The organism is Glutamicibacter sp. NPDC088483, from assembly GCF_044753145.1.
Taxonomy (GTDB): domain Bacteria; phylum Actinomycetota; class Actinomycetes; order Actinomycetales; family Micrococcaceae; genus Glutamicibacter.
In genome coordinates, this window is the sequence record NZ_JBIVMP010000005.1 from 132,069 (window position 1) to 151,271 (window position 19,203).

General features: G+C 61.7%; 20 protein-coding genes. 13 read left to right on the top strand and 7 right to left on the bottom strand.

Annotation, left to right across the window (positions count from 1 at the left end; translation table 11 throughout):
* Positions 1–26: 26 nt before the first annotated feature.
* Both ACIP6G_RS11720 and ACIP6G_RS11725 read right to left on the bottom strand, forming a co-directional pair.
* Complete coding sequence (locus tag ACIP6G_RS11720; protein ID WP_105657136.1) at positions 27–245, bottom strand: acyl-CoA carboxylase subunit epsilon; 219 nt, start codon at positions 243–245, stop codon at positions 27–29.
* Positions 246–297: 52 nt separating this feature from the next.
* The gene (locus ACIP6G_RS11725; protein WP_400290205.1) at positions 298–1,908 is read right to left on the bottom strand and encodes an acyl-CoA carboxylase subunit beta; all 1,611 of its coding nucleotides are present in this window, start codon (positions 1,906–1,908) and stop codon (positions 298–300) included.
* 195 nt (positions 1,909–2,103) lie between these two features.
* Here ACIP6G_RS11725 and ACIP6G_RS11730 point away from each other — a divergent pair, with 195 nt between their 5' ends.
* From ACIP6G_RS11730 to ACIP6G_RS11760, 7 genes are all read left to right on the top strand, one after another.
* On the top strand, positions 2,104–2,961 hold the full coding sequence (locus ACIP6G_RS11730) for an SDR family oxidoreductase (RefSeq protein ID WP_400290207.1): 858 nt from the start codon (positions 2,104–2,106) through the stop codon (positions 2,959–2,961).
* 57 nt (positions 2,962–3,018) lie between these two features.
* Positions 3,019–3,885, top strand: coding sequence for a biotin--[acetyl-CoA-carboxylase] ligase (locus tag ACIP6G_RS11735; RefSeq protein ID WP_400290209.1), 867 nt, complete (start codon positions 3,019–3,021; stop codon positions 3,883–3,885).
* A gap of 86 nt (positions 3,886–3,971) precedes the next feature.
* Positions 3,972–4,520, top strand: a complete 549-nt coding sequence (locus ACIP6G_RS11740; RefSeq protein ID WP_400290211.1) for a hypothetical protein — start codon at positions 3,972–3,974, stop codon at positions 4,518–4,520.
* Positions 4,517–5,728 (top strand): adenylate/guanylate cyclase domain-containing protein, encoded by a 1,212-nt coding sequence (locus tag ACIP6G_RS11745; protein WP_400290213.1) that lies wholly within the window; start codon positions 4,517–4,519, stop codon positions 5,726–5,728. Before ACIP6G_RS11740 ends, ACIP6G_RS11745 begins: the two co-directional genes overlap by 4 nt.
* Complete coding sequence (locus ACIP6G_RS11750; protein ID WP_105657142.1) at positions 5,728–6,684, top strand: PP2C family serine/threonine-protein phosphatase; 957 nt, start codon at positions 5,728–5,730, stop codon at positions 6,682–6,684. The genes ACIP6G_RS11745 and ACIP6G_RS11750 overlap by 1 nt, the downstream gene beginning before the upstream one ends.
* Positions 6,685–6,731: 47 nt before the next feature.
* The gene (ligA, locus tag ACIP6G_RS11755; RefSeq protein WP_400290215.1) at positions 6,732–9,008 is read left to right on the top strand and encodes an NAD-dependent DNA ligase LigA; all 2,277 of its coding nucleotides are present in this window, start codon (positions 6,732–6,734) and stop codon (positions 9,006–9,008) included.
* Positions 9,009–9,022: 14 nt separating this feature from the next.
* Positions 9,023–9,811: an inositol monophosphatase family protein gene (locus ACIP6G_RS11760; RefSeq protein ID WP_332594782.1), complete on the top strand. Its 789-nt coding sequence runs from the start codon at positions 9,023–9,025 to the stop codon at positions 9,809–9,811.
* On the opposite strand, the gene ACIP6G_RS11765 is transcribed toward ACIP6G_RS11760, so the two are convergent.
* Positions 9,808–10,365 carry a hypothetical protein gene (locus ACIP6G_RS11765; protein WP_400290217.1) on the bottom strand — a complete coding sequence of 186 codons (558 nt, stop codon included), beginning with the start codon at positions 10,363–10,365 and terminating at the stop codon, positions 9,808–9,810. The two genes, ACIP6G_RS11760 and ACIP6G_RS11765, sit on opposite strands and share 4 nt — an antisense overlap.
* 157 nt (positions 10,366–10,522) lie before the next feature.
* Here ACIP6G_RS11765 and ACIP6G_RS11770 point away from each other — a divergent pair, with 157 nt between their 5' ends.
* A complete protein-coding gene (locus ACIP6G_RS11770) occupies positions 10,523–10,795 on the top strand; it encodes a hypothetical protein (protein WP_400290220.1) in 273 nt (90 codons plus the stop codon).
* Positions 10,796–10,804: 9 nt separating this feature from the next.
* On the opposite strand, the gene ACIP6G_RS11775 is transcribed toward ACIP6G_RS11770, so the two are convergent.
* The 3 genes from ACIP6G_RS11775 to ACIP6G_RS11785 all read right to left on the bottom strand — a co-directional run bounded on the left by ACIP6G_RS11775 (position 10,805) and on the right by ACIP6G_RS11785 (position 13,289).
* A complete protein-coding gene (locus tag ACIP6G_RS11775) occupies positions 10,805–11,254 on the bottom strand; it encodes an SRPBCC family protein (RefSeq protein WP_332503376.1) in 450 nt (149 codons plus the stop codon).
* A 28-nt stretch (positions 11,255–11,282) separates the two neighbouring features.
* Positions 11,283–12,089: a glucosamine-6-phosphate deaminase gene (locus tag ACIP6G_RS11780; protein ID WP_105657148.1), complete on the bottom strand. Its 807-nt coding sequence runs from the start codon at positions 12,087–12,089 to the stop codon at positions 11,283–11,285.
* 69 nt (positions 12,090–12,158) lie between these two features.
* Positions 12,159–13,289: an ROK family transcriptional regulator gene (locus tag ACIP6G_RS11785; protein ID WP_400290222.1), complete on the bottom strand. Its 1,131-nt coding sequence runs from the start codon at positions 13,287–13,289 to the stop codon at positions 12,159–12,161.
* A gap of 193 nt (positions 13,290–13,482) precedes the next feature.
* On the opposite strand from ACIP6G_RS11785, the gene ACIP6G_RS11790 reads away from it, so the two are divergent.
* Both ACIP6G_RS11790 and ACIP6G_RS11795 read left to right on the top strand, forming a co-directional pair.
* Complete coding sequence (locus tag ACIP6G_RS11790; RefSeq protein WP_332594779.1) at positions 13,483–14,043, top strand: GNAT family N-acetyltransferase; 561 nt, start codon at positions 13,483–13,485, stop codon at positions 14,041–14,043.
* A 63-nt stretch (positions 14,044–14,106) separates the two neighbouring features.
* Positions 14,107–16,020: a penicillin-binding transpeptidase domain-containing protein gene (locus ACIP6G_RS11795; protein WP_400290224.1), complete on the top strand. Its 1,914-nt coding sequence runs from the start codon at positions 14,107–14,109 to the stop codon at positions 16,018–16,020.
* 16 nt (positions 16,021–16,036) lie between these two features.
* Here ACIP6G_RS11795 and ACIP6G_RS11800 read toward each other — a convergent pair whose 3' ends face one another.
* Positions 16,037–16,636: a GNAT family N-acetyltransferase gene (locus ACIP6G_RS11800; protein ID WP_400290226.1), complete on the bottom strand. Its 600-nt coding sequence runs from the start codon at positions 16,634–16,636 to the stop codon at positions 16,037–16,039.
* Positions 16,637–16,721: 85 nt separating this feature from the next.
* Here ACIP6G_RS11800 and ACIP6G_RS11805 point away from each other — a divergent pair, with 85 nt between their 5' ends.
* From ACIP6G_RS11805 to gatA, 3 genes are all read left to right on the top strand, one after another.
* A complete protein-coding gene (locus tag ACIP6G_RS11805) occupies positions 16,722–17,273 on the top strand; it encodes a maltokinase N-terminal cap-like domain-containing protein (RefSeq protein WP_133833017.1) in 552 nt (183 codons plus the stop codon).
* An 84-nt stretch (positions 17,274–17,357) separates the two neighbouring features.
* A complete protein-coding gene (gatC, locus tag ACIP6G_RS11810; RefSeq protein WP_038989805.1) occupies positions 17,358–17,654 on the top strand; it encodes an Asp-tRNA(Asn)/Glu-tRNA(Gln) amidotransferase subunit GatC in 297 nt (98 codons plus the stop codon).
* A gap of 5 nt (positions 17,655–17,659) precedes the next feature.
* The gene (gatA, locus tag ACIP6G_RS11815) at positions 17,660–19,198 is read left to right on the top strand and encodes an Asp-tRNA(Asn)/Glu-tRNA(Gln) amidotransferase subunit GatA (protein WP_400290228.1); all 1,539 of its coding nucleotides are present in this window, start codon (positions 17,660–17,662) and stop codon (positions 19,196–19,198) included.
* Positions 19,199–19,203: the final 5 nt, after the last annotated feature.

Consider the following 19,203-nt stretch of genomic DNA (forward strand, 5'->3'; position numbering starts at 1 on the left):
TTCCGGGCCATCGCTTTCAGCAGGCCTTAGCGCCGGCCAATAGTCCAGCCCAAACGCGGGGCCAGCGCCCGGCGCCTGCGGATCCGGGCTACACGCTTTTTGGGCTCGGCGGCTTCTGGTGCAGGAGCCGGAGTATTGCCCATGGCAGCGAGCAGCGCGGTAACTACCGCCACTTCCTCGTCACTGGGGTTTCCCTTGGTGACGCGGATCTGCGGGGCAACAGGCAACGCAGCGTTCTGTTCCATGGGAGTGCTCCTTATTGGTTTTAGCTGGTACTAGGCGGGCAGGCACTGCTGCTTACAGCGGGATGTTGCCGTGCTTCTTCGGAGGCAGGCTAACGTGCTTCTCGCGCAGCGCGCGCAGGCCGCGAACCAGCTGGAAGCGGGTCTCGCTCGGGGCGATGACCGCATCCACGTAACCCAGCTCCGCCGCCTGGTAGGGGTTGAGCAGTTCGGCCTCGTAGTCGTCGATAATCTGCTTGCGGCGTGCCTCGACGTCTCCGCCTTCGGCTTCCACTGCGGCCAGATCGCGGCGGTAGAGGATGTTCACTGCGCCCTGGGCACCCATCACGCCGATTTGCGCGGTAGGCCAAGCCAGGTTCAGGTCCGCGCCCAGCTTCTTCGAACCCATCACGATGTACGCTCCGCCGTAGGCCTTGCGGGTGATCACGGTCAGCTTCGGCACCGTGGCCTCGGCGTAGGCGTAGAGCAGCTTCGCACCGCGGCGGATGATGCCCTGGAATTCCTGGTCCTTGCCCGGCAGGAAGCCTGGCACGTCCACGAAGGTGAGGATCGGGATGTTGAAGGCGTCGCAGTTGCGCACGAAGCGGGCAGCTTTTTCCGAGGCAGCGATATCCAAGGTGCCAGCGAACTGCATTGGCTGGTTGGCGACGATGCCCACGGTGCGTCCTTCGATGCGGGCGTAGCCAATCATCACGTTCGGTGCGTACAGCGACTGCATTTCAAAGAAATGCTCGTCGTCGACAACCGACTCGATGACCGTGCGCATGTCATAAGGCTGGTTGGCGGAGTCCGGGATGAGCGTATCGAGCTCCAGGTCCTCGGCAGTGATATCCAGCTCTTCATCGAATTCGGCAATCAGCGGATCCGAGAGGTTGGACGACGGGAGGAAATCGAGCAGTTCCTTGCAGAACTCCACGGCGTCTTCTTCATCGGACGCAAGATAGGTGGCGGTACCGGTATTGGCGTTGTGCTGGCGGGCGCCGCCCAGGGTTTCCATGTCGATCTCCTCGCCGGTAACCGTCTTGATGACGTCCGGACCGGTGATGAACATGTGGCTGGTCTTGTCGACCATGATCACGTAGTCGGTCAGTGCAGGGGAGTACGCTGCACCACCGGCCGATGGGCCCATGATCAGCGAGATCTGCGGGACAACGCCCGAGGCATGGACATTGTTGCGGAAGATGTCGGCGAACATGGCCAGGGAAGCGACGCCTTCTTGGATGCGGGCACCTCCGCCATCCAGGATGCCGACAACTGGGCAGCCGTTGCGCAGCGCAAATTCCTGGACCTTGACGATTTTCTCGCCATTGACCTGGGACAGGGAGCCGCCGTAGACGGTGAAGTCCTGGGAGTAGACAGCCACCAGGCGGCCATCGACGGTGCCGTAGCCGGAGACCAGGCCATCGCCTAATGGCTTCTTCTTCTCCATGCCGAAGGCCGTGGAGCGGTGGACTGCGAGGGCGTCGAACTCAACGAAGGAATCCTCGTCCATGAGCATTTCAATGCGTTCGCGGGCAGTGTGCTTGCCGCGGGAGTGCTGCTTTTCAATCGCTCCTTCGCCACTTGGCGCTTTAGAGAGCTTCTGGCGGCGGCGGAACTCAGCAAGCTTTCCGGCGGTGGTGGACAGGTCGATTGACTCGGCTGCCTCGGTTCTGCCCTGCGTCATGCCTTCGACTCCCTCGAGTTGTCTTCAATGTGTAGGAATGGCACAAGAAAAATGCCAACTAAGCCAGTCTAGCTGGGCAAACAGCTCATTTGTTTGTAGGAATCTTACAAAATGGCCCGATATCTGGTGCGTGGCACGCCAGAATAAGTTACTGAACAGTAGCTTAGTGGGGGATCATCGCGTAATCTATATCACATGACTAGTGAATCGCGCACTCTTATCGCACCTGTTCCCGGGAACCTGGAAAACCGCACCATCCTGATGAGCGGCGGTAGCCGCGGCATCGGCCTGGCTATCGCCCTGGCCGCAGCCAAGCATGGGGCCAATGTGGTCCTGCTGTCCAAGACCGATACGCCGCATCCGGCACTGGAAGGGACTATCCACACCGCCGTTGCGCAGATCGAAGAAGCAGGTGGCAAGGGCCTGGCCGTAGTTGGCGATGTCCGCGTGGACGCCGATGTGCAGCGCGCGGTGGAAGAGGCCGTGGCAAAGTTCGGCGGCATCGACATTGTGGTCAACAACGCCTCGGCCATCAACCTGGCCAAGACCGATCAGCTTGATATGAAGCGCTACGACCTGATGCAGGACATCAACGTCCGCGGCACCTTCCTGCTCTCCAAGTCCGCGCTCCCGTACCTGCGCGCCTCCGAGCATGCCCATATACTCACCCTCTCCCCGCCATTGAACCTGGAACCGAAGTGGGCTGGACGGCATTTGGCCTACACCATGGCCAAATACGGCATGTCGCTGACCACCCTTGGCCTAGCCGAAGAACTGAAGGACGATGGCGTCGGCGTGAACTCGCTTTGGCCGGAAACCCTGATCGATACCGCAGCCATCCGGAACCTGCCGGGTGGACAGGAAATGGTTCAGGGAGCGCGCGATGCTTCGGTCGTGGCAGATGCCGCCATGGCCATTCTTGCCAGCCCGCCGGCCGGAGTCAGCGGAAACTTCTTCACGGATGGCCAGGTGCTGACGCTGGCTGGCGAGACGGACCTGGAGAAGTACACGTTGAACCCCGAAGTCCCGCTGGTTGAAGACATCTTCCTCTAGGCAGATGACGAGGCAGGACTAAGCATAATCATCGGCCGGTGCCATAGGGTTGGAGGTATGGAAAACCCGCATGGCACCGACCGCGCAGTTCTCGATTCCCGGCTCTTCACCGAGCTCACCGCCCAGCTGGGATTGGGGCTGGTTAATATCAAGCCAACCTCCGGTTCAACCAATACCGAGTTGGCGCAACTGGCTGGCAATGGCGAGGCCGGTCACCTCAGCGTGTACTTCACGGAGCACCAGCAGGCAGGCAAAGGGCGTTTGGGCCGTGAATGGGTAACTCCGGCAGGATCCTCCCTCACCGTCAGTGTCTTGGCAGTGCCCGGTCCCAGCTTCCCTGCCGAATCCCTGTCTTGGTACACCATGCTTGCGGCCTTGGCTTGGAGCCGGGCCGCCGAGAATATCGGCGGCGTCCCCTTGGGCATCAAATGGCCCAACGATTTGTTGGCCGGAGAGCAGAAAGTCTGCGGCATACTGGCGCAAATGGTTCCAACTGGCAACGGCTACGGGGTAGTGGTTGGCACCGGAATCAATGTGAACCAGAACCGGGACGAGCTTCCGGTGCCCACCGCGACGTCCCTGCGTTTGGCTGGCGCCCAGAACTTGGACCGCACCGAACTTCTGGCTGAGTACCTGAAGCAATTCGCAGCACTGGATCAGGGTTTCCGCCGGGTCGGCGGCTTTGCGCAGATGCCGTTGCCGGGAAATAATGGAAAATCTTTGCGCCAGCTCGTCAGCGGCAAGCTGGCCACACTGGGACATGAAGTGCGTGTGGAATTCCCCGATGGATCCACGCTGGTTGGCAACGCGGTCGAGTTGGGCGCAGACGGCTCGTTGGTCCTGGAATATGGAACCGGGCAGCGGAAGCACGTGATGGCAGGGGACGTGCACCACGTACGGCGCGCCGACGGAAAGTATGCCTAACCAGACTTGGGTCTTGGCCCGGGACTATTATTGGAGATGATGACCGAAACACGGAGTCGAGAACAGGAGGGGCGAGGAACAACACGATGAAGTTGCCGCTGCATGAAAGGGAACGAGTGATTATCAAAACTCGTGAACATTCCCGAGTGCTGCGCCAGCCCGTGGGAGCCTTCCTCGTATTGACTGCCCTGTGCACCTTCTCGTTGGGCTATCTCTCCCGGGACGATCTCTCGGACTGGCTAGCTGGCAACGCGAATGTGTGGATGGTCGTTTCGGTGGTTCTCTGGGCCGCACTGGTGCTGATCTGGAGCGTGATTCCCTGGGCACGGTGGCTACGCAGCCAAATCGTCTTGACCACCGAGCGGATCATGTTCCGGCCCACATACAACGATGGCAAGCTGCAATCTGTAGGATTATTTACAGTTCGCGACCTCGTCGCGCACAGCAAGGCGAAAAACACCATGACGCGTGCGGGAACCTTGGATATCGTGCTGAACCAGGGATACGTGAGACTCTCACATGTCCCCTCGGTACCGTATTTCCGTTCCCTGGCAATGGAGGCGATGGCGAACCTGCGCAGCAACCAGAATGCGGCACACACCGAAACGACGAACAGTGAGGGCATGGGGGCATGAGCACCGAGCACACCAACACACCCCGAGCAGACTCTCCGCAGTCCGCCGCCGAGGCTGTCCGCGGCGCCCGCCAGCACCCCCCTGTGGCCGCACCGGCCGAGTCAGATCCAATATTCGAACTTGCGCAGGCCATGGAAGGCCCCTTGCGCATTCCGGCCCACACCCCCGACGCTGTCCGCGACACCGTCGCTTCGCTGGAAAGGCGGCTCATCGGCGGCCAACGCGAATTCCGCCGACGCGAGGTCGCTTCTGAGGCCGGTGTTTCCCTGCACTCCGCGCGCAAGCTCTGGCGCGCCATCGGCTTCCCTGAACTCAGCGATGATGAAGTGTTCTTCACCCAGGCCGACAAGGAAGCCCTGGGCACCATGGTGGGCATGGTCCGCGAAGGCAAGCTGACCGAAGAAACCGCTATTTCCCTGATGCGTTCGGTTGGCCAGATGACTGACCGCATGGTGGTGTGGCAGATCGAAGCCCTGGTTGAGGACATGATCGCCAACCAGAACATGTCGGACCGCCAGGCGCGCCGCCAGCTTTTCGGCCTGCTGCCCGAAATCATCCCAGCGATTGAAGACCTGCTGCTCTACTCATGGCGCCGCCAGCTGAACTCTGCCGTGCACCGCATGGCATTGCGGGTGGAAACCGGAGTGGCTGCCTACAACCAAGACCGTGGCGACGAAGATGGCGGCACCCCGCTGCCGCTGGCCCGTGCGGTGGGCTTTGCCGACCTGGTCTCCTACACTTCGCTGTCGCGCCGCATGAACGAGCGCACCCTGGCCCAGCTGGTGCAGCGCTTCGAAGCCAAATGCGCCGAAGTCATTTCCGTGGGCGGTGGCCGCCTGGTCAAGACCATTGGCGATGAAGTGCTCTACGTGGCCGAAACCCCGCAGGCCGGCGCCGAGATTGCGCTGTCCCTGTCGCGCGAGCTGGCCAAGGACGAGCTCTTCCCGCAAACCCGCGGCGCGGTGGTCTGGGGCCGGCTGCTCTCACGCCTGGGCGATATCTATGGTCCTACGGTGAACATGGCGGCTCGGCTGACCTCGCTGGCGGAACCGGGCACCGTGCTGACCGACGCGATTACCGCAAACACCCTGCGCAATGACGCACGCTTTGTGCTCACCGCCCAGGAAATCACCGCGGTGCGCGGCTTTGGCGACATTCAACCCTATGAGCTCTCCGCAGGCGAGGGAGCAGGACTGGTGATCGACTAATGGCTAAAGAACCAGCACCGGTACCGTTCATCCTCGCCGCGGCAGGGCTGACGGACGTGGGCCGGAAACGAACGCAAAACCAGGACCGCATCCTGATGCACGACATCGTGTATGCGGTAGCCGACGGCATGGGCGGTCACGAAGCTGGCGAGGTGGCCAGCCAGCTTGCGGTGGAAACCATGCAGGAAATCTGCACCTTCGCCAATAAGACGTCGGTTCGGAAACTGCCATCCGTGCCGGATGTCCAGCGCCAGGTGCAGCTGGCTGATGACCGCATTCGCGAAGCGCTTGAATCACGTGGCGGCACTACCTTGTGCGCATTGGTGCAGATCAAGACCCCGGGCAAAGGCCGGGACAATGTGACCGCTCCACTGGCCGCGGTGCCGCCCTGGACCTCAAGTTTCGCGATGACGCAGAACACTGATGTCATCTCCAAGATCACTCCGCAAATGCTGGAGAACCACCGCGCCAGTTTGGCTCCAGCTACCGAGCCGATCCCGGTAGTCGCCGATGAAATCCCGAGCCTGTTGCTGGTCAACGTGGGGGACTCGCGCGGATACCGGCTGCGTGATGGCGCCCTGCAGCAGCTGACCCGTGACCACTCGGCCGTGCAGGAAATGGTGGATGCCGGGCAGATCACCGAGTTGGAAGCCCGCAATCATCCGCACCGGAATCTGATTACCCGTGCGCTTGGCGCCGGCGCCGAAAGCCAGCCGGATCTCACCGTCTTGCAGCCGCGCATCGGCGACCGCTACATGCTGTGCAGCGACGGGCTCTCGGGCGAACTGACCGAAGACATCTTGCAGACCTTGCTGGTGAACTACAAGGACCGCACCGAAGCGGCCCGGATTCTCACCGGGGCCGCACTGGAAGCTGGCGGCCGGGACAACATCGCGGTGATTGTCCTTGATGTGCTGGCAGCCGAGTCCGCGCAAATTGACGCACCTGGGAACTAGGGCTCCAAGCCAGCTAAACTGTCCGCCGGTGGGGCACAATTGAATACGTGAGTGAAAAAGACGTAACACCAGTTGAGGCCTCCAACGTTCCGCCAGAAGCTGACAAGTCCCGCTATGAACAGCTGGTCGAGCAGATCCGTGCCCACCGCGAGGCGTACTACCAAAACGATGCTCCTCTGGTCTCCGACGCGCAATACGATGCGTTGTTCCATGAGATCCAGCTGCTCGAGGCAACCTATCCCATCCTGGCTGGACAGGATTCGCCCACGCAGGAAGTCGGCGGCGAAGTTTCCGCCGCCTTCGCATCGGTCACCCACGCAAGCCGCATGTACTCGCTGGAAGACGTTTTCTCACTTGATGAACTCGAAGCGTGGCTCGAACGTGCCCAGATCAATGCCGAACGCCTGCACCCGCAAACCCCGGTCAAGTGGCTGTGCGAAGTCAAAATCGATGGCCTGGCACTGAACCTGACCTACCGCCAGGGCAAGCTGGTGCGTGCAGCTACCCGCGGCGACGGCACCACCGGTGAAGACGTTACCCACAATGCGCTGACCATCGGCGACATCCCGCAGGAGTTGTCCGGCACCGGCTGGCCCGAAGAATTCGAAGTCCGCGGCGAAGTCTTCATTGCCACCGATGACTTCAACAAGTTCAATGAAGCGTTGATTGCCCAGGGCAAGGCGCCCCTGGCCAACCCGCGCAACGCGGCCGCCGGGTCCTTGCGCCAGAAGGACCCGGAACAGACTGCCAAGCGTCCGCTGCGCATGTTCGTGCACGGACTGGGCCGCAGCCGCGATTTCAACCTTGCTGAACAGTCCCAGGCTTACGAGCTGATGCGCAACTGGGGTCTTCCGGTTTCGCCCTACGGCCGCGTTGTCGGCAGCCGCCAGGAAGCCAAGGACTACATTGCCGAGCACGGCGAGAAGCGCCACGATTTGATCCATGACATCGATGGCATCGTCATCAAGGTCGATGACCTGGCCACCCAGGAACAGCTGGGCTACACCTCGCGTGTTCCACGCTGGGCTGTCGCCTACAAGTACCCGCCAGAAGAAGTGCACACCAAGCTGCTGGACATCCAGGTCCAGGTGGGGCGCACCGGCCGCGTGACGCCTTTCGGCGTGATGGAACCGGTCCTCGTCGCTGGCTCCACCGTTGCCCGCGCGACCCTGCACAACCAGGAAGTCGTCAAGGCGAAGAACGTCAAGATTGGCGACACCATTATCCTGCGCAAGGCGGGAGACGTCATCCCTGAAATTGTTGGTCCGGTGCTGCCACTGCGTGAGGGCAACGAAGACCTGCGTGATTTCGTCATGCCTGTCGAATGCCCATCCTGCGGGCAGCCACTGGCGCCGGCCAAGGAAGGCGATGTGGACATTCGTTGCCTCAACGCTGAATCCTGCCCGGCCCAGCTCACCGAACGCGTGGCCTACCTCGGCGGACGCAGCGCCCTTGATATCGAGGCATTGGGCTACGAAGCAGCGGCGGCCCTGACCAGCGGTCCGGGCGAGGACCCTGCCACCCAGGGCGGCATCATTCTGCCTGCTGGCCCCGGCCCGCTGAAAAACGAAGCCGAACTGTTCAACCTCAAGGACATGCTCGACGAGCTTGGCGAGGTGAAGGTATGGCGGGAAAAGCGTTCCAAGGGGGAAGGCACCGGCATTTTCGAGCTCGTCCCGTACTTCTACTCCAAGGCCACCGCCAAGAAGCCGTCAGAGCCAACCAAGAGCACCATGAAGCTGCTCGATGAGCTGGAAAAGGCCAAGGGCAACCCGCTGTGGCGCGTGCTGGTGGCACTGTCCATCCGCCACGTTGGCCCGAACGCTTCGCGGGCCATTGCCACCCGCTACGGCTCCATGGATGCCCTGCTCGACGTCCTTGACTCGGGCAACGCCGAGGCTGAACTGAGCGAAATCGATTCCGTCGGATCAATCATTGCCGAAGCGCTGGTGGACTGGTTCAAGGTGGATTGGCACCGTGAAATTGTCTCCTCCTGGCAGGCCGCTGGGGTGAAGATGGAAGACGAGCAAGATGCGAACATCACCAAGAACCTCGAAGGCTTGGCCATCGTGGTGACCGGTACCTTGGAACACTATTCCCGCGATACCGCCAAGGAAGCGATCATTGTCCGTGGCGGCAAGGCCACCGGCAGCGTTTCGAAGAAGACTGACTTCCTGGTGGCCGGCGAAGCCGCAGGGTCAAAGCTGGACAAAGCCCAGTCCCTGGGTGTTCCGGTACTGGACGAAACCGGATTCGGCGTCCTGCTTGAACAGGGCCCAGACGCAGCGCGCGAGGTAGCCCTCGCCGCACCAACGGAAGGCTAGAAATGGACCGCGCAGTGACTCATGATCCGCTGGTAATGGTTGCCCGCCGGGCCGCCGCCGCCGGCGCCGAAGTACTCAACCGCCGCGATGAATCGCAGTTCAACCTCACCGACAAATCGGCGGCCGGGGACTGGGTGACCGACTTCGACCGTGCCGCCGAGGAAGCAATTCGCGCGGCCATCCTGACCTCCCGGCCCAACGACGAACTGACCGGCGAGGAATATCCAAGTGCCAAGCCTGCGAACCCGAGCGGCTTGCGCTGGAGCATTGATCCGCTGGATGGCACCACGAACTTCGTGCGCAACATCGCCTATTACTGCTCCTCGGTGGGCGTCTGCCAACGCAATGAGGATGGCAGCGAGACCTGGGTAGCCGCGGCCATCGTCGCCCCTGCATTGCAGGTGGAATACTTCGCCGGAAAGGGATTGGGTGCATGGAAGCTTGATCTGCGATCCGGGAAGCTCACACAGCTCACCGGGCCGGCCGAATCCGAGACCAGGATCCTGGCAACTGGCTTCGGCTATGATTCCCAGCGCCGCCAGTTCCAAGCCCAAGTGCTCGGGCAGATGCTCCAGGACTACGTCAATGTGCGCCGACTCGGCTCGGCCGCGCTGGACCTGTGCCTGGTGGCCGAGGGGTCTTTGGACGCCTACGCCGAATATGGCACCCAGGAGTATGACTGGGCTGCCGGCGCGCTGATTGCAGAGGAAGCCGGATGCCAGGTAGGCCGGCCCAGCAGCAACCCGGGCTGGCAGTACGCCGGATTGGTGGATCCAGCCAAGCTCGCGGAGCCTAGCGCCTAGGGAAGCAAAGCTGCTATCCATTGATGCGCGTAATGGATGGCGATGCCCACAGCTACACCGCCGCACACCTGTGTGGCGGTGTGCTGGTAGCTGCGGATCCGGGCCCAGGAAAGCACTGCATGGAAGAACACCACTAGCGGCATCAGCTCGGCCTGCTGTCCCGCCACCTGCAAAACAACGTAGGTGCCCACAGCCAGGTGCACCGAGACCTTCCACCACAAATTGATCACGGCAACAAGCGCCAATCCAATCAGGATGCTGAGCACTTCGAGGAAGATCCCGGAAGCGGCATCCATGACCCGCAGCACGAGCAGGCCGCACAGGATCAATCCTGCGGTATAGGCATAGATCCCATGCCGCTGACGCCTGACGGTCACGTGCATATCGGTGACCTTGCCGCGCAGTTTCGCCCCGGCCAGGATCAGCCACGGAATAATCGTGGTGAACAGGGCTGCAACAATCGACTCGGTCCAGCGCACTGAGGAATCCCGCCATGGCGTTGCCAGCAGCAACACGGTAGCCAGGATAATGGGGGAGAGCACGTGCGAAACCACTAAGGCGATTTTTCGCACCGAAAGAGGTGAGCTGGCTGTCGAGGTCTGCTGCATCGGGGTCATCGGCCTTGATAGGGGTAGCGGTTTACTGCCGTCGTGGCGACTAATCCACTGTACACGTGGAGCCGTCAATAATTCCCCTCGCAGGCCGACGGCGATGAGCCCTCGGATCCAACTTCCAATCCGCACTGCAACCGTGTACTCCGTCATCTTGGAGCGGGGCGAAGCCATATCGGATCAAGGCCCGGATCTGAAGATCCCGGTTAACACCGACGGTTCGTTCAGCCATGTGCTTCCGGTGGTTCCCAATGAATTGCCCAGCCCGATGGCCTTCATCGTCCAGGCGCAGCCGCAGACCGGAGAATGCGGGGAATCCGACTCCTGCGCGGTGCGCCAGTGGGCTGTGGTCATCGAGCCACAGGACCGCTAGCGAGCAGGATTAGCCTTGCGCGTTGACCAGGTAGTCGTTGCGGATCCGGATGAGCTTGGGCAGGTACCAGCCAAGCACGAGCCGCTCGGCTAGCCAGCCCAAGGGACCCAATGGAGCGCTGAAGCGGATCTTGTCCACCATCAACGTCCCCTGGTCCGACTCGTAGAATTCATGGACGTGGTGGAAGGATTTGAAAGGCCCTCGCTCCTGCTGGTCGGTGAACGTGTGCGGGGCATCCAGGTCGGAAATCCTCGAGGTCATCCGGAAGGGGATGCCGAAATGCTTGGCACGCCAGGTGACCTGCTCGCCTAATCCGATAGCGCCGCTGGTAACCCCCGCCACGGCCTTTTCCTGCGAATCGGCCATTGAACCGGCGTGCGCGTCGATGCTGAGCGATTTCTCGAAGAGGTCGGCACGTGAAGCACCGCAAAGCGTAACGCATTCAAAGTAGACGGCCATGGCTTCAGTATGCCATTGGCTGGGCGGTTTAGCTGACCACGAGGTCTACGACGGTCAGTTCCTCAGCCGCGTCATCGTAGTATTCACGCAGTTTCAGCCCCTTGGCTGCCGCTTCATCAACTACTACCACGGCATCCTGGTGCAGCTGCAGGACGGATGCCGGGCAGGAAGCTGACAGCGGCCCTTCTACGGCAGCGGCAATGGCTTGGGCCTTGCCCGCGCCTACAGCCACCAGGACCAAGCGGCCGGCGTCAAGAATAGTACCTAGTCCCTGGGTGACGCAGTGGGTGGGAACGTGCTCGATGCCGTCGAAGAACCGGGCGTTGTCTTCACGGGTATTGGCCGCAAGGCGCTTGATGCGGGTGCGGCTTCGCAGCGCGCTGCCTGGTTCGTTGAAGCCCAGATGCCCATTGGATCCGATACCCAGAATCTGTACGTGGATGCCACCGGCCTGGGCGATGGCGTCATCGTACGCCCGGGCCGCCGTCTCGATGGCCTCCACGGATGCGGCCATGCCCTGCGGTACATGCAGGCAGCGCGCAGGCAAGCCGATGACATTGCAGACCTCGTTGATCAGCGTCTGGCGGTAGGACTGCTCGTGGGTGTCCGGGATCCCGATGTACTCATCCAAGGCGAAACCCTGGGTATCGGTGAAGTCGGCACGGCCTTCCTGGACCGCACGGGAAAGTTCACGGTACAGGCCCAACGGAGACGAACCTGTGGCAAGCCCCAAATTCGAGGGGGCTCCAGCGCTGTGGTGGGCCAGGCCGGCCAACACGTTGTCGGCAGCGATGCGTGCAACTTCTTCAGGGGATGAACCAATGAGCACTCGCATGGTGGGCACTCTCCGATCTTGGCAGTGATGATTAGTGGAATACAGGTATGGAGAAACCGGGCGGTCCCGCTAGGTGATCCCCAGTTCATGGAATAGCACGTTGACCGCGCAACCTCGGAGCACCAGATGCTCTGGATCTTCGCTCAGCGAAAGCCGGAAGTTCTCGGCGCGTGCAGTATGCGAGCGCAGGGCCAGTGCTTCGCGTAGCGCTTGCGCGAGAGGCTGATCGACGACTTCCGGGGTGCCGGTGAAAATGACATCGCGAATGTCGAGTACCGAAAGAAGCGGGGCAAGTGCGCCAGCAAGATACGCGGCGATCCGCTGGTCCAGCTGATCCTTTGGTTCCCCTTCGGCCAGGGACTTCCAGATTGCAGGAACGGAAGCATAGGCTTCCAGGCAGCCGATTTGCCCGCAGCTGCATAAGGCAGTGTCCTGCGCACGCTGGCGGACATGGCCCAGCTCGCCGGCGGCGAAATCGGAGCCGCGCACCAGGGTGTTGTGGGTGATGACGCCGCAGCCCACACCGCGCCCCAGGCGCAGCAAGATCATGTGGTCGCTGCCTTGGCCGAAAGTGTGCTCGGAAAGGATGGCGCAGTCGGCGTCATTGAGGACATGAGCGGCCAGGCCGGTAGCCTGCTCGACCGCAGATCGCAGGTCGTAGTCGCGCCAACCGAACTTTTCGGCTGCGACGACAATTCCCCGATCGGTCACTACGCCGGGCGAGCCAATGCCCACGCCCAGAACCGGTGCGTCGCATTCGGCTAGTGCGGTGTCGAGCAGCTCCAGGAGCTGTACCGTCGCGGCCTCACCGGTTGCTTCACGTGCCTGGGCAGAAAAACTCTTGAGGATGGCGCCATCCAGGTCCATGATGGCCGCCCGGAACGGGACAACGCCGGATAAGTCCACGCCGATGATCCTGAGCCCCGGGCGATTCAAATCGACGAGGGTGGAGGGCTTGCCGGGGCGTTTTTGCTCTTGCTGCCCGGTCTCAATGACGTGCGAGCGGTTGATCAATTCCGCGACCAGTTCCGAGACGGTGACACGTGTCAGGCCGGTAGCGCGTGCCAGATCGGCACGGCTCGAAGCGCCTTGGTCCGAAAGTGTTTGCAGAACCAGAGAGAGGTTGTGCTCCCTTCCATGGGAGGGCAAAATAGCGCTGCCGTGCGACAGCACATTCCAGTCCTTGCGTGGGGAAGTCACAGGGTTAGTTAACTCCATTAACAAACTTGCGGGCAAGTTTTTCTCCCAGTTATTCGCAAGGCACTAATTCCCACCGCGAATCACTGCAGATCAGAGAAGAATTGCTCCGCAAAAATTTCAGCCAGAGCATCATTTGCCTTGGGTTCGGTGACGTGCAGAAAACCATCTGAGCTCGTGGCACACTTGGAGCATCATGACTGACGCGCAAACTTTTTCAACCAGCATTGGCGACTTGTCGATTGAACTGGCTGCTCCCGAGCACTACCAGCGTGTGGGGGAGCTGACCGCAGAGTCCTATTTTGCCGCTGGGCATTTCGACAGCCCGGATAACGAGTACCTGGACTTCGTGCGCAAGGTGGCCGAGCGTGCAGCCCAGACCGAAATCTACGTGGTGCGCCGGGAAGAAGAGATCATCGGTTCCATGACCTTGATCCGGGCGGGCAGCGACTATGCGGACATTGCCAGAGCGGACGAGCTGGAAATCCGCATGCTCAGCGTTGATCCGGCCGCGCAGCGCAGGGGTGTTGGCCGGAGCATGGTGCAGGCTGCCATCGAGCGCGCCCGGCTCATTCCCGGAATCAATGCCGTCTCCCTGACTACCGGCAGCAGCTGGGATTCTGCCCGGGGACTGTATGAATCCCTCGGATTCGTCCACTATCCCGAACGCGACTGGTTTGTGCCGAACACCGATATCGAATTGGTTGTCTACGCCTATAGCCTGCAGCCAAGATGGATTCAGCCTGGATCCAGGTGAACCGCCCATGACTTCGGCGGACACACGTTGTGGTCTGTCCGAGCGCGTGAATAGAATGGCGCCATGAGTGCTATTCGCCGAAGTGTTGCCGCCCTGTCCATTGCGTCCCTGGCCATGGCCGCACTAAGCGCCTGCAGTGCTGGCGCGCCAGACCCGGCGCCTTCGGCCGATGCACTGGTATCCGCCATGAATAGCGGCGATTTCGGCTCAGTGCAATTCGCTGGGACCAGCCCAGAAGATGCAGCGAAAGCCCAGGAAACTGCCTTTGGCACCATGGGCGAAATCAAGCACACGAGCACTGTTCGTTCGGTGGCCGAAGACGAAGAAGAGCAAGATGGGGTCAAGACTGCTACCGCGAGCATCACCACGGTATGGGATATCGACAAGTCGGACAAGGATCTGAGCTACGACACCCAGGCTGTGTGGGAATTCGACAAGGAATCCGATTCCTGGAAACTGCGCTTTGACCCGTCAATTCTTGCCCCTGAGTTCGAAACCGGCGACTACCTCAAAGCGGCCTTCGACCCTGCAGCACGAGGCAGCATCACCGATGCTGAAGGCGAAAGCATTGTCTCCAATCGGCCGGTGATTCGTGTTGGCATGGACAAGACCCACACCGGAAAAGAAAACTGGGAAAGCTCGGCGAAGAAACTGGCCAAGCTCGTGGACATCGATGAACAGACCTATGCGCAACGAGTGATGGCCGCTGGCGACAAAGCCTGGGTGGAAGCTATTGTCTTGCGCGATGACGCAACGCGGGAAGTCACCGACGAGGAAATCAAGGGCATTCCGGGTGCCGGCTTCCACAACGACGAGCTGCCCTTGGCACCCACTCGCTCCTTCGCCCGCCCGCTGCTAGGCAGCGTTGGCAAGGCCATCGCCGAGAATATCGAGAAGTCTGAAGGCAAGGTCAAGGCCGGTGACCAGGTAGGCCAATCAGGATTGCAAGCCGCCTACAATGACACCCTCGCGGGAACTGCAGGAGTCTCGGTATCGCAGTACAACGCTGAAGATGAAGCGGTAGCGGAACTGATCACCACAGCCCCGGTAGCAGGCAAGGACCTGAAGACCACTTTGGACACCGGACTGCAGGAAACCGCGGATGAACTGCTGGCCGAAGCCGAATCGAACTCTGCCATCGTGGTCATTCGGCCCTCTGACGGCAGCGTCCTCGCGGCCTCCTCGGGCCCGGTTGCTTCCGGGCTGAACACCTCCTTGCAAGCTTCCTATGCACCGGGTTCTTCCTTCAAGGTCGTGAGCGCCTTGGCGATGCTGCGTGACGGAGCGACACCGGGTACCGAGATCAAGTGCCCGGCAACCACGGTGGTGGATGGCAAGAGCTTCAAGAACTATGACGGCTATCCTGCTGCCGCCGTAGGCACCATCCCGCTATCCGAAGCAATCGCGCAGTCCTGCAACACGGTCTTTGTGAATCAGGGAACGGAAATTGGCGGCAAGAACCTGGCTGAAGCCGCAGCTGCTCTCGGCTTGCTGGCAGAGGACGGAACCGGTGCCGGTGCAGTGTTCGGTTCGGTGCCCGAAGATTCTGAAGGCACCACCCAGGCCGCGAACATGATTGGCCAGGGCGTGGTGGAAGCATCGCCACTGGGCATGGCCACCGTGATGGCATCGATCCAGGCGAAGTCCACGGTGCAGCCCAAGCTGATCCTGGCGCCAGAACCCCAGGCACCTGCCAAGCCGGCTTCCACGCTGAGCGAAGAGGAAGCAGGGCAGCTGTCCACCATGATGGCCGAGGTCGTGGACCACGGAACCCTGGAGGACCTGAAAGCGGTAGGCAGCGGAAAGATCATCGGCAAGAGCGGCACCGCCGAATACGACGGCGAAAAGAACGCGCATGCCTGGGCCATCGCCGCCCAAGGCGATCTGGCGGTTGCCGCGTTCGTCGAGGATGGAGACGGCGGAGCCCAGACGGCGGGACCGCTGGTGAAGTCCATGCTGGAGGAAGCGGCCAAATAGTACCGCGGGGTGCTGCTCAGCCCCGCTGGGCGAAGTATTCTCCGGCGAGCAGGCTCAGCTGCACCTGGTCGTGGAATACGCCATTGTGGAAGTACACCTCGCGTTGGCGCCCCTCCTGGGTATACCCGGCTTTCTCATAAGCCCGGATGGCCCGCTGGTTGAAGGCGGCAACGCACAGGCTAATCCGGTGCAGTCCCAACTCGCGGAAACCATAGCCGGACATCAACGCGGTGGCACGGGTGCCGAAACCCTGGCCGACGAAGTCCGGGCCGATCATCACCGCCATTTCAGCGGCGCGATGGGGCAACTGGCCGCCATGCAGCGTGATGTGCCCGATGAAGGTTCCGCTGCCGCGCTCGAAGATGCTGAAGCCGGCATCGCCGGAAGAGGGCTTGTTCTCGCTGAACTGTGCGAACATTTCCACGAGCGGAGTCCCGGGACGCGGTTTGATGGTTCGTTGCTGGAGCACCGCCCAGGCCGGGTCGTTCCACCACCCGGCCATGAACGAGAAGTCCTCGTGCTCGGACTCGCGCAGTTCAATGGCGGCATCTCGCAGCAGGTTCTGCCCGTACTGCTGCGCCTGCTGAACTTCATCCCACGGCTCATGTGTGTGCATGAAACCATCGTAGGAGCTATCAGCTGGCCAAAGAACCATTGCGCCAACACTTGTGCCTAATACCAGCAATTGACAGACTAAGCTCATGGGAATCGTCTACAACACCACTATGTCTCCAACCAAGACCGAGTTGGTGGCAGCCTGGCTGGCCAAGCAGGAGTTCTACACCGGCCAGGGCGCGCCGAAACTTGAAAGTGTTGGCGGATTCCGCCTGGAAGACCCGCAGGGTGAAGTCGGTATCGAGTTGAGCTTCTACGCAGACCACAGCGATACCTCTGACGTGATTTACCACGTCCCGCTGACCTATCGGGATGCCCCGGTTGACGGCGCGGAACGCTACCTCCTGGGAACGAGCGAGCACGCGATTCTGGGCACCCGCTTTGTCTATGACGCCGCCGGCGACCCCATTTTCATCGCCCAGGCACGTGAACTGCTGGCCGGGAATGCCACGCCGCAGCACCGGTCCGAGTCCTTTACCGCGGATCCGCGGATCCTGGTCCGCGGCGAGAGTCGGGGCAAGGACGCGGTGATCATCCGCAAACCGGTAGCCGGCGATCCCGCCGAAGCCGGTGTTATCGGGATCTGGGAGAACGCCCTCGGCCAGGACCTGAGCGGTTTGGTATTGCGCACAGCATAACTAATGCCCCGCATATAGGCATTGGGGCAGGCGCGTAAGGGATAGACTTGTCTATGAAACCCAACCGCCATTCTAGGGAGATACATGTCTGCCATCAGCCGTGAGGACGTTGTGCATCTGGCACACCTTGCCCACATCGAGATGAGCGACGCAGAGCTGGACAAAATGACCGGTGAACTCGACGCTATCGTCGGTGCCATCGCGTCCGTCAGCGAAGTCGCCGCCTCCGACGTCCCAGCCACCAGCCACCCGATCCCGCTGACCAACGTGTTGCGCGAAGATACGGTGGGGCAGACGCTGAGCATTGAAGAAGTTCTGCTCAACGCGCCTGATTCGGACTCGGACCGCTTCAAGGTCCCGGCTATTCTGGATGGTGAATAATCCAAGTGAATGAACTGATTAAGCTTTCCGCCACCGAGCTGGCCGCCAAGCTGCGCGCCGGTGAGGCCACCTCCGTTCAAGCAGTCCAGGCCCACCTGGACCGCATCGCCGAGGTTGACGGCGCACTGAATGCCTTCCTGCACGTGAACGCCGAAGAAGCGCTCGCCGTCGCAGCCGAAGTTGACGCCATCCGTGCCGCCGGCGGCGCGCAGGCCGAAGCCCTGCACCAGCTGGCCGGCGTGCCCATCGCGATCAAGGACCTGATCGTCACCAAGGGCCAGCCGACCACCGCGGCATCGAAGATGCTCGAAGGCTGGATGAGCCCCTACGATGCGACCGTGATCGAGAAGATCCGCGCTGCCAAGCTGCCGATGCTGGGCAAGACCAACTTGGATGAATTCGCCATGGGTTCCTCCACCGAGCACTCCGCCTACGGCGTGACCCGCAACCCGTGGAACCTGAACCGCATTCCGGGCGGGTCCGGCGGCGGCTCGGCCGCAGCCGTGGCCTCCTTCGAAGCTCCGCTGGCACTGGGCACCGACACCGGCGGCTCCATCCGCCAGCCAGGCGCCGTCACCGGTACCGTCGGCGTGAAGCCGACCTACGGTGCCGTCTCGCGCTACGGCGCGATCGCCATGGCTTCCTCGCTGGACCAGATCGGCCCGGTCTCGCGTACCGTGCTGGACTCGGCCTACCTGCAGGAACTGATCGGCGGGCACGATCCCAAGGATTCCACCTCGCTGCCCAACCCGCTCGAAGGCCTGGTTGCCGCCGCTGAATCCGGCGCCACCGGGGATATCAAGGGCCTGCGCATTGGCGTCATCAAGGAACTGACCGGCGAAGGCTACCAGGAGGGTGTCCAGGCACGCTTCAACGAGTCGCTGGAACTGCTCAAGGCTGCCGGTGCAGAAATCGTCGAGGTTTCCTGCCCGAACTTCAAGTACGCGCTGGGCGCCTACTACCTGATCATGCCGTCGGAAGTTTCCTCCAACCTGGCCAAATTCGATGGTGTGCGCTACGGCCACCGCGTGCTTCCGGAAGAGGGCCCGATGACCATCGAGCGCGTCATGGGCTCCACCCGTGCCGCCGGCTTCGGCGACGAGGTCAAGCGCCGCATCATCCTGGGCACCTACGCCCTGTCCGCCGGCTACTACGACGCCTACTACGGCTCGGCGCAGAAGGTCCGCACGCTGATCCAGCGCGACTTCGAGGCCGCTTTCGAGCAGGCCGACGTGCTGGTTTCCCCCACCGCGCCGACCGTCGCCTTCGAGCTGGGCGCGAACGACAACGACCCGCTGGCCATGTACCTCAACGACGTGGCCACCATCCCGGCCAACCTCGCTGGCGTTCCGGGCATCACCGTCCCGGGCGGCCTGTCCGAGAACCTGCCGGTAGGCATCCAGTTCCTGGCCCCGGCCTACGAGGATGCCCGCTTGTACCGTGCCGGCGCAGCACTGGAAACCCTGCTCGAGAAGCAGTGGGGCCACTCGCTGATCTCGCAGGCACCAGCCATTGACACCGCTTCGATCGCGCAGGAGGCCTAGGCACC

Bases quoted from the DNA above. Each gene is read 5' to 3' on its own strand.
- ACIP6G_RS11800 (WP_400290226.1), bottom strand. From the start codon at position 16,636: ATGCACACACATGAGCCGTGGGATGAAGTTCAGCAGGCGCAGCAGTAC.
- ACIP6G_RS11775 (WP_332503376.1), bottom strand. From the start codon at position 11,254: ATGGCCGTCTACTTTGAATGCGTTACGCTTTGCGGTGCTTCACGTGCC.
- ACIP6G_RS11770 (WP_400290220.1), top strand. From the start codon at position 10,523: ATGAGCCCTCGGATCCAACTTCCAATCCGCACTGCAACCGTGTACTCC.
- ACIP6G_RS11730 (WP_400290207.1), top strand. From the start codon at position 2,104: ATGACTAGTGAATCGCGCACTCTTATCGCACCTGTTCCCGGGAACCTG.
- ACIP6G_RS11790 (WP_332594779.1), top strand. From the start codon at position 13,483: ATGACTGACGCGCAAACTTTTTCAACCAGCATTGGCGACTTGTCGATT.
- ACIP6G_RS11725 (WP_400290205.1), bottom strand. From the start codon at position 1,908: ATGACGCAGGGCAGAACCGAGGCAGCCGAGTCAATCGACCTGTCCACC.
- ACIP6G_RS11740 (WP_400290211.1), top strand. From the start codon at position 3,972: ATGAAGTTGCCGCTGCATGAAAGGGAACGAGTGATTATCAAAACTCGT.
- ACIP6G_RS11735 (WP_400290209.1), top strand. From the start codon at position 3,019: ATGGAAAACCCGCATGGCACCGACCGCGCAGTTCTCGATTCCCGGCTC.
- ACIP6G_RS11745 (WP_400290213.1), top strand. From the start codon at position 4,517: ATGAGCACCGAGCACACCAACACACCCCGAGCAGACTCTCCGCAGTCC.
- ACIP6G_RS11795 (WP_400290224.1), top strand. From the start codon at position 14,107: ATGAGTGCTATTCGCCGAAGTGTTGCCGCCCTGTCCATTGCGTCCCTG.
- ACIP6G_RS11780 (WP_105657148.1), bottom strand. From the start codon at position 12,089: ATGCGAGTGCTCATTGGTTCATCCCCTGAAGAAGTTGCACGCATCGCT.
- gatC (WP_038989805.1), top strand. From the start codon at position 17,358: ATGTCTGCCATCAGCCGTGAGGACGTTGTGCATCTGGCACACCTTGCC.
- ACIP6G_RS11720 (WP_105657136.1), bottom strand. From the start codon at position 245: ATGGAACAGAACGCTGCGTTGCCTGTTGCCCCGCAGATCCGCGTCACC.
- ACIP6G_RS11805 (WP_133833017.1), top strand. From the start codon at position 16,722: ATGGGAATCGTCTACAACACCACTATGTCTCCAACCAAGACCGAGTTG.
- ACIP6G_RS11750 (WP_105657142.1), top strand. From the start codon at position 5,728: ATGGCTAAAGAACCAGCACCGGTACCGTTCATCCTCGCCGCGGCAGGG.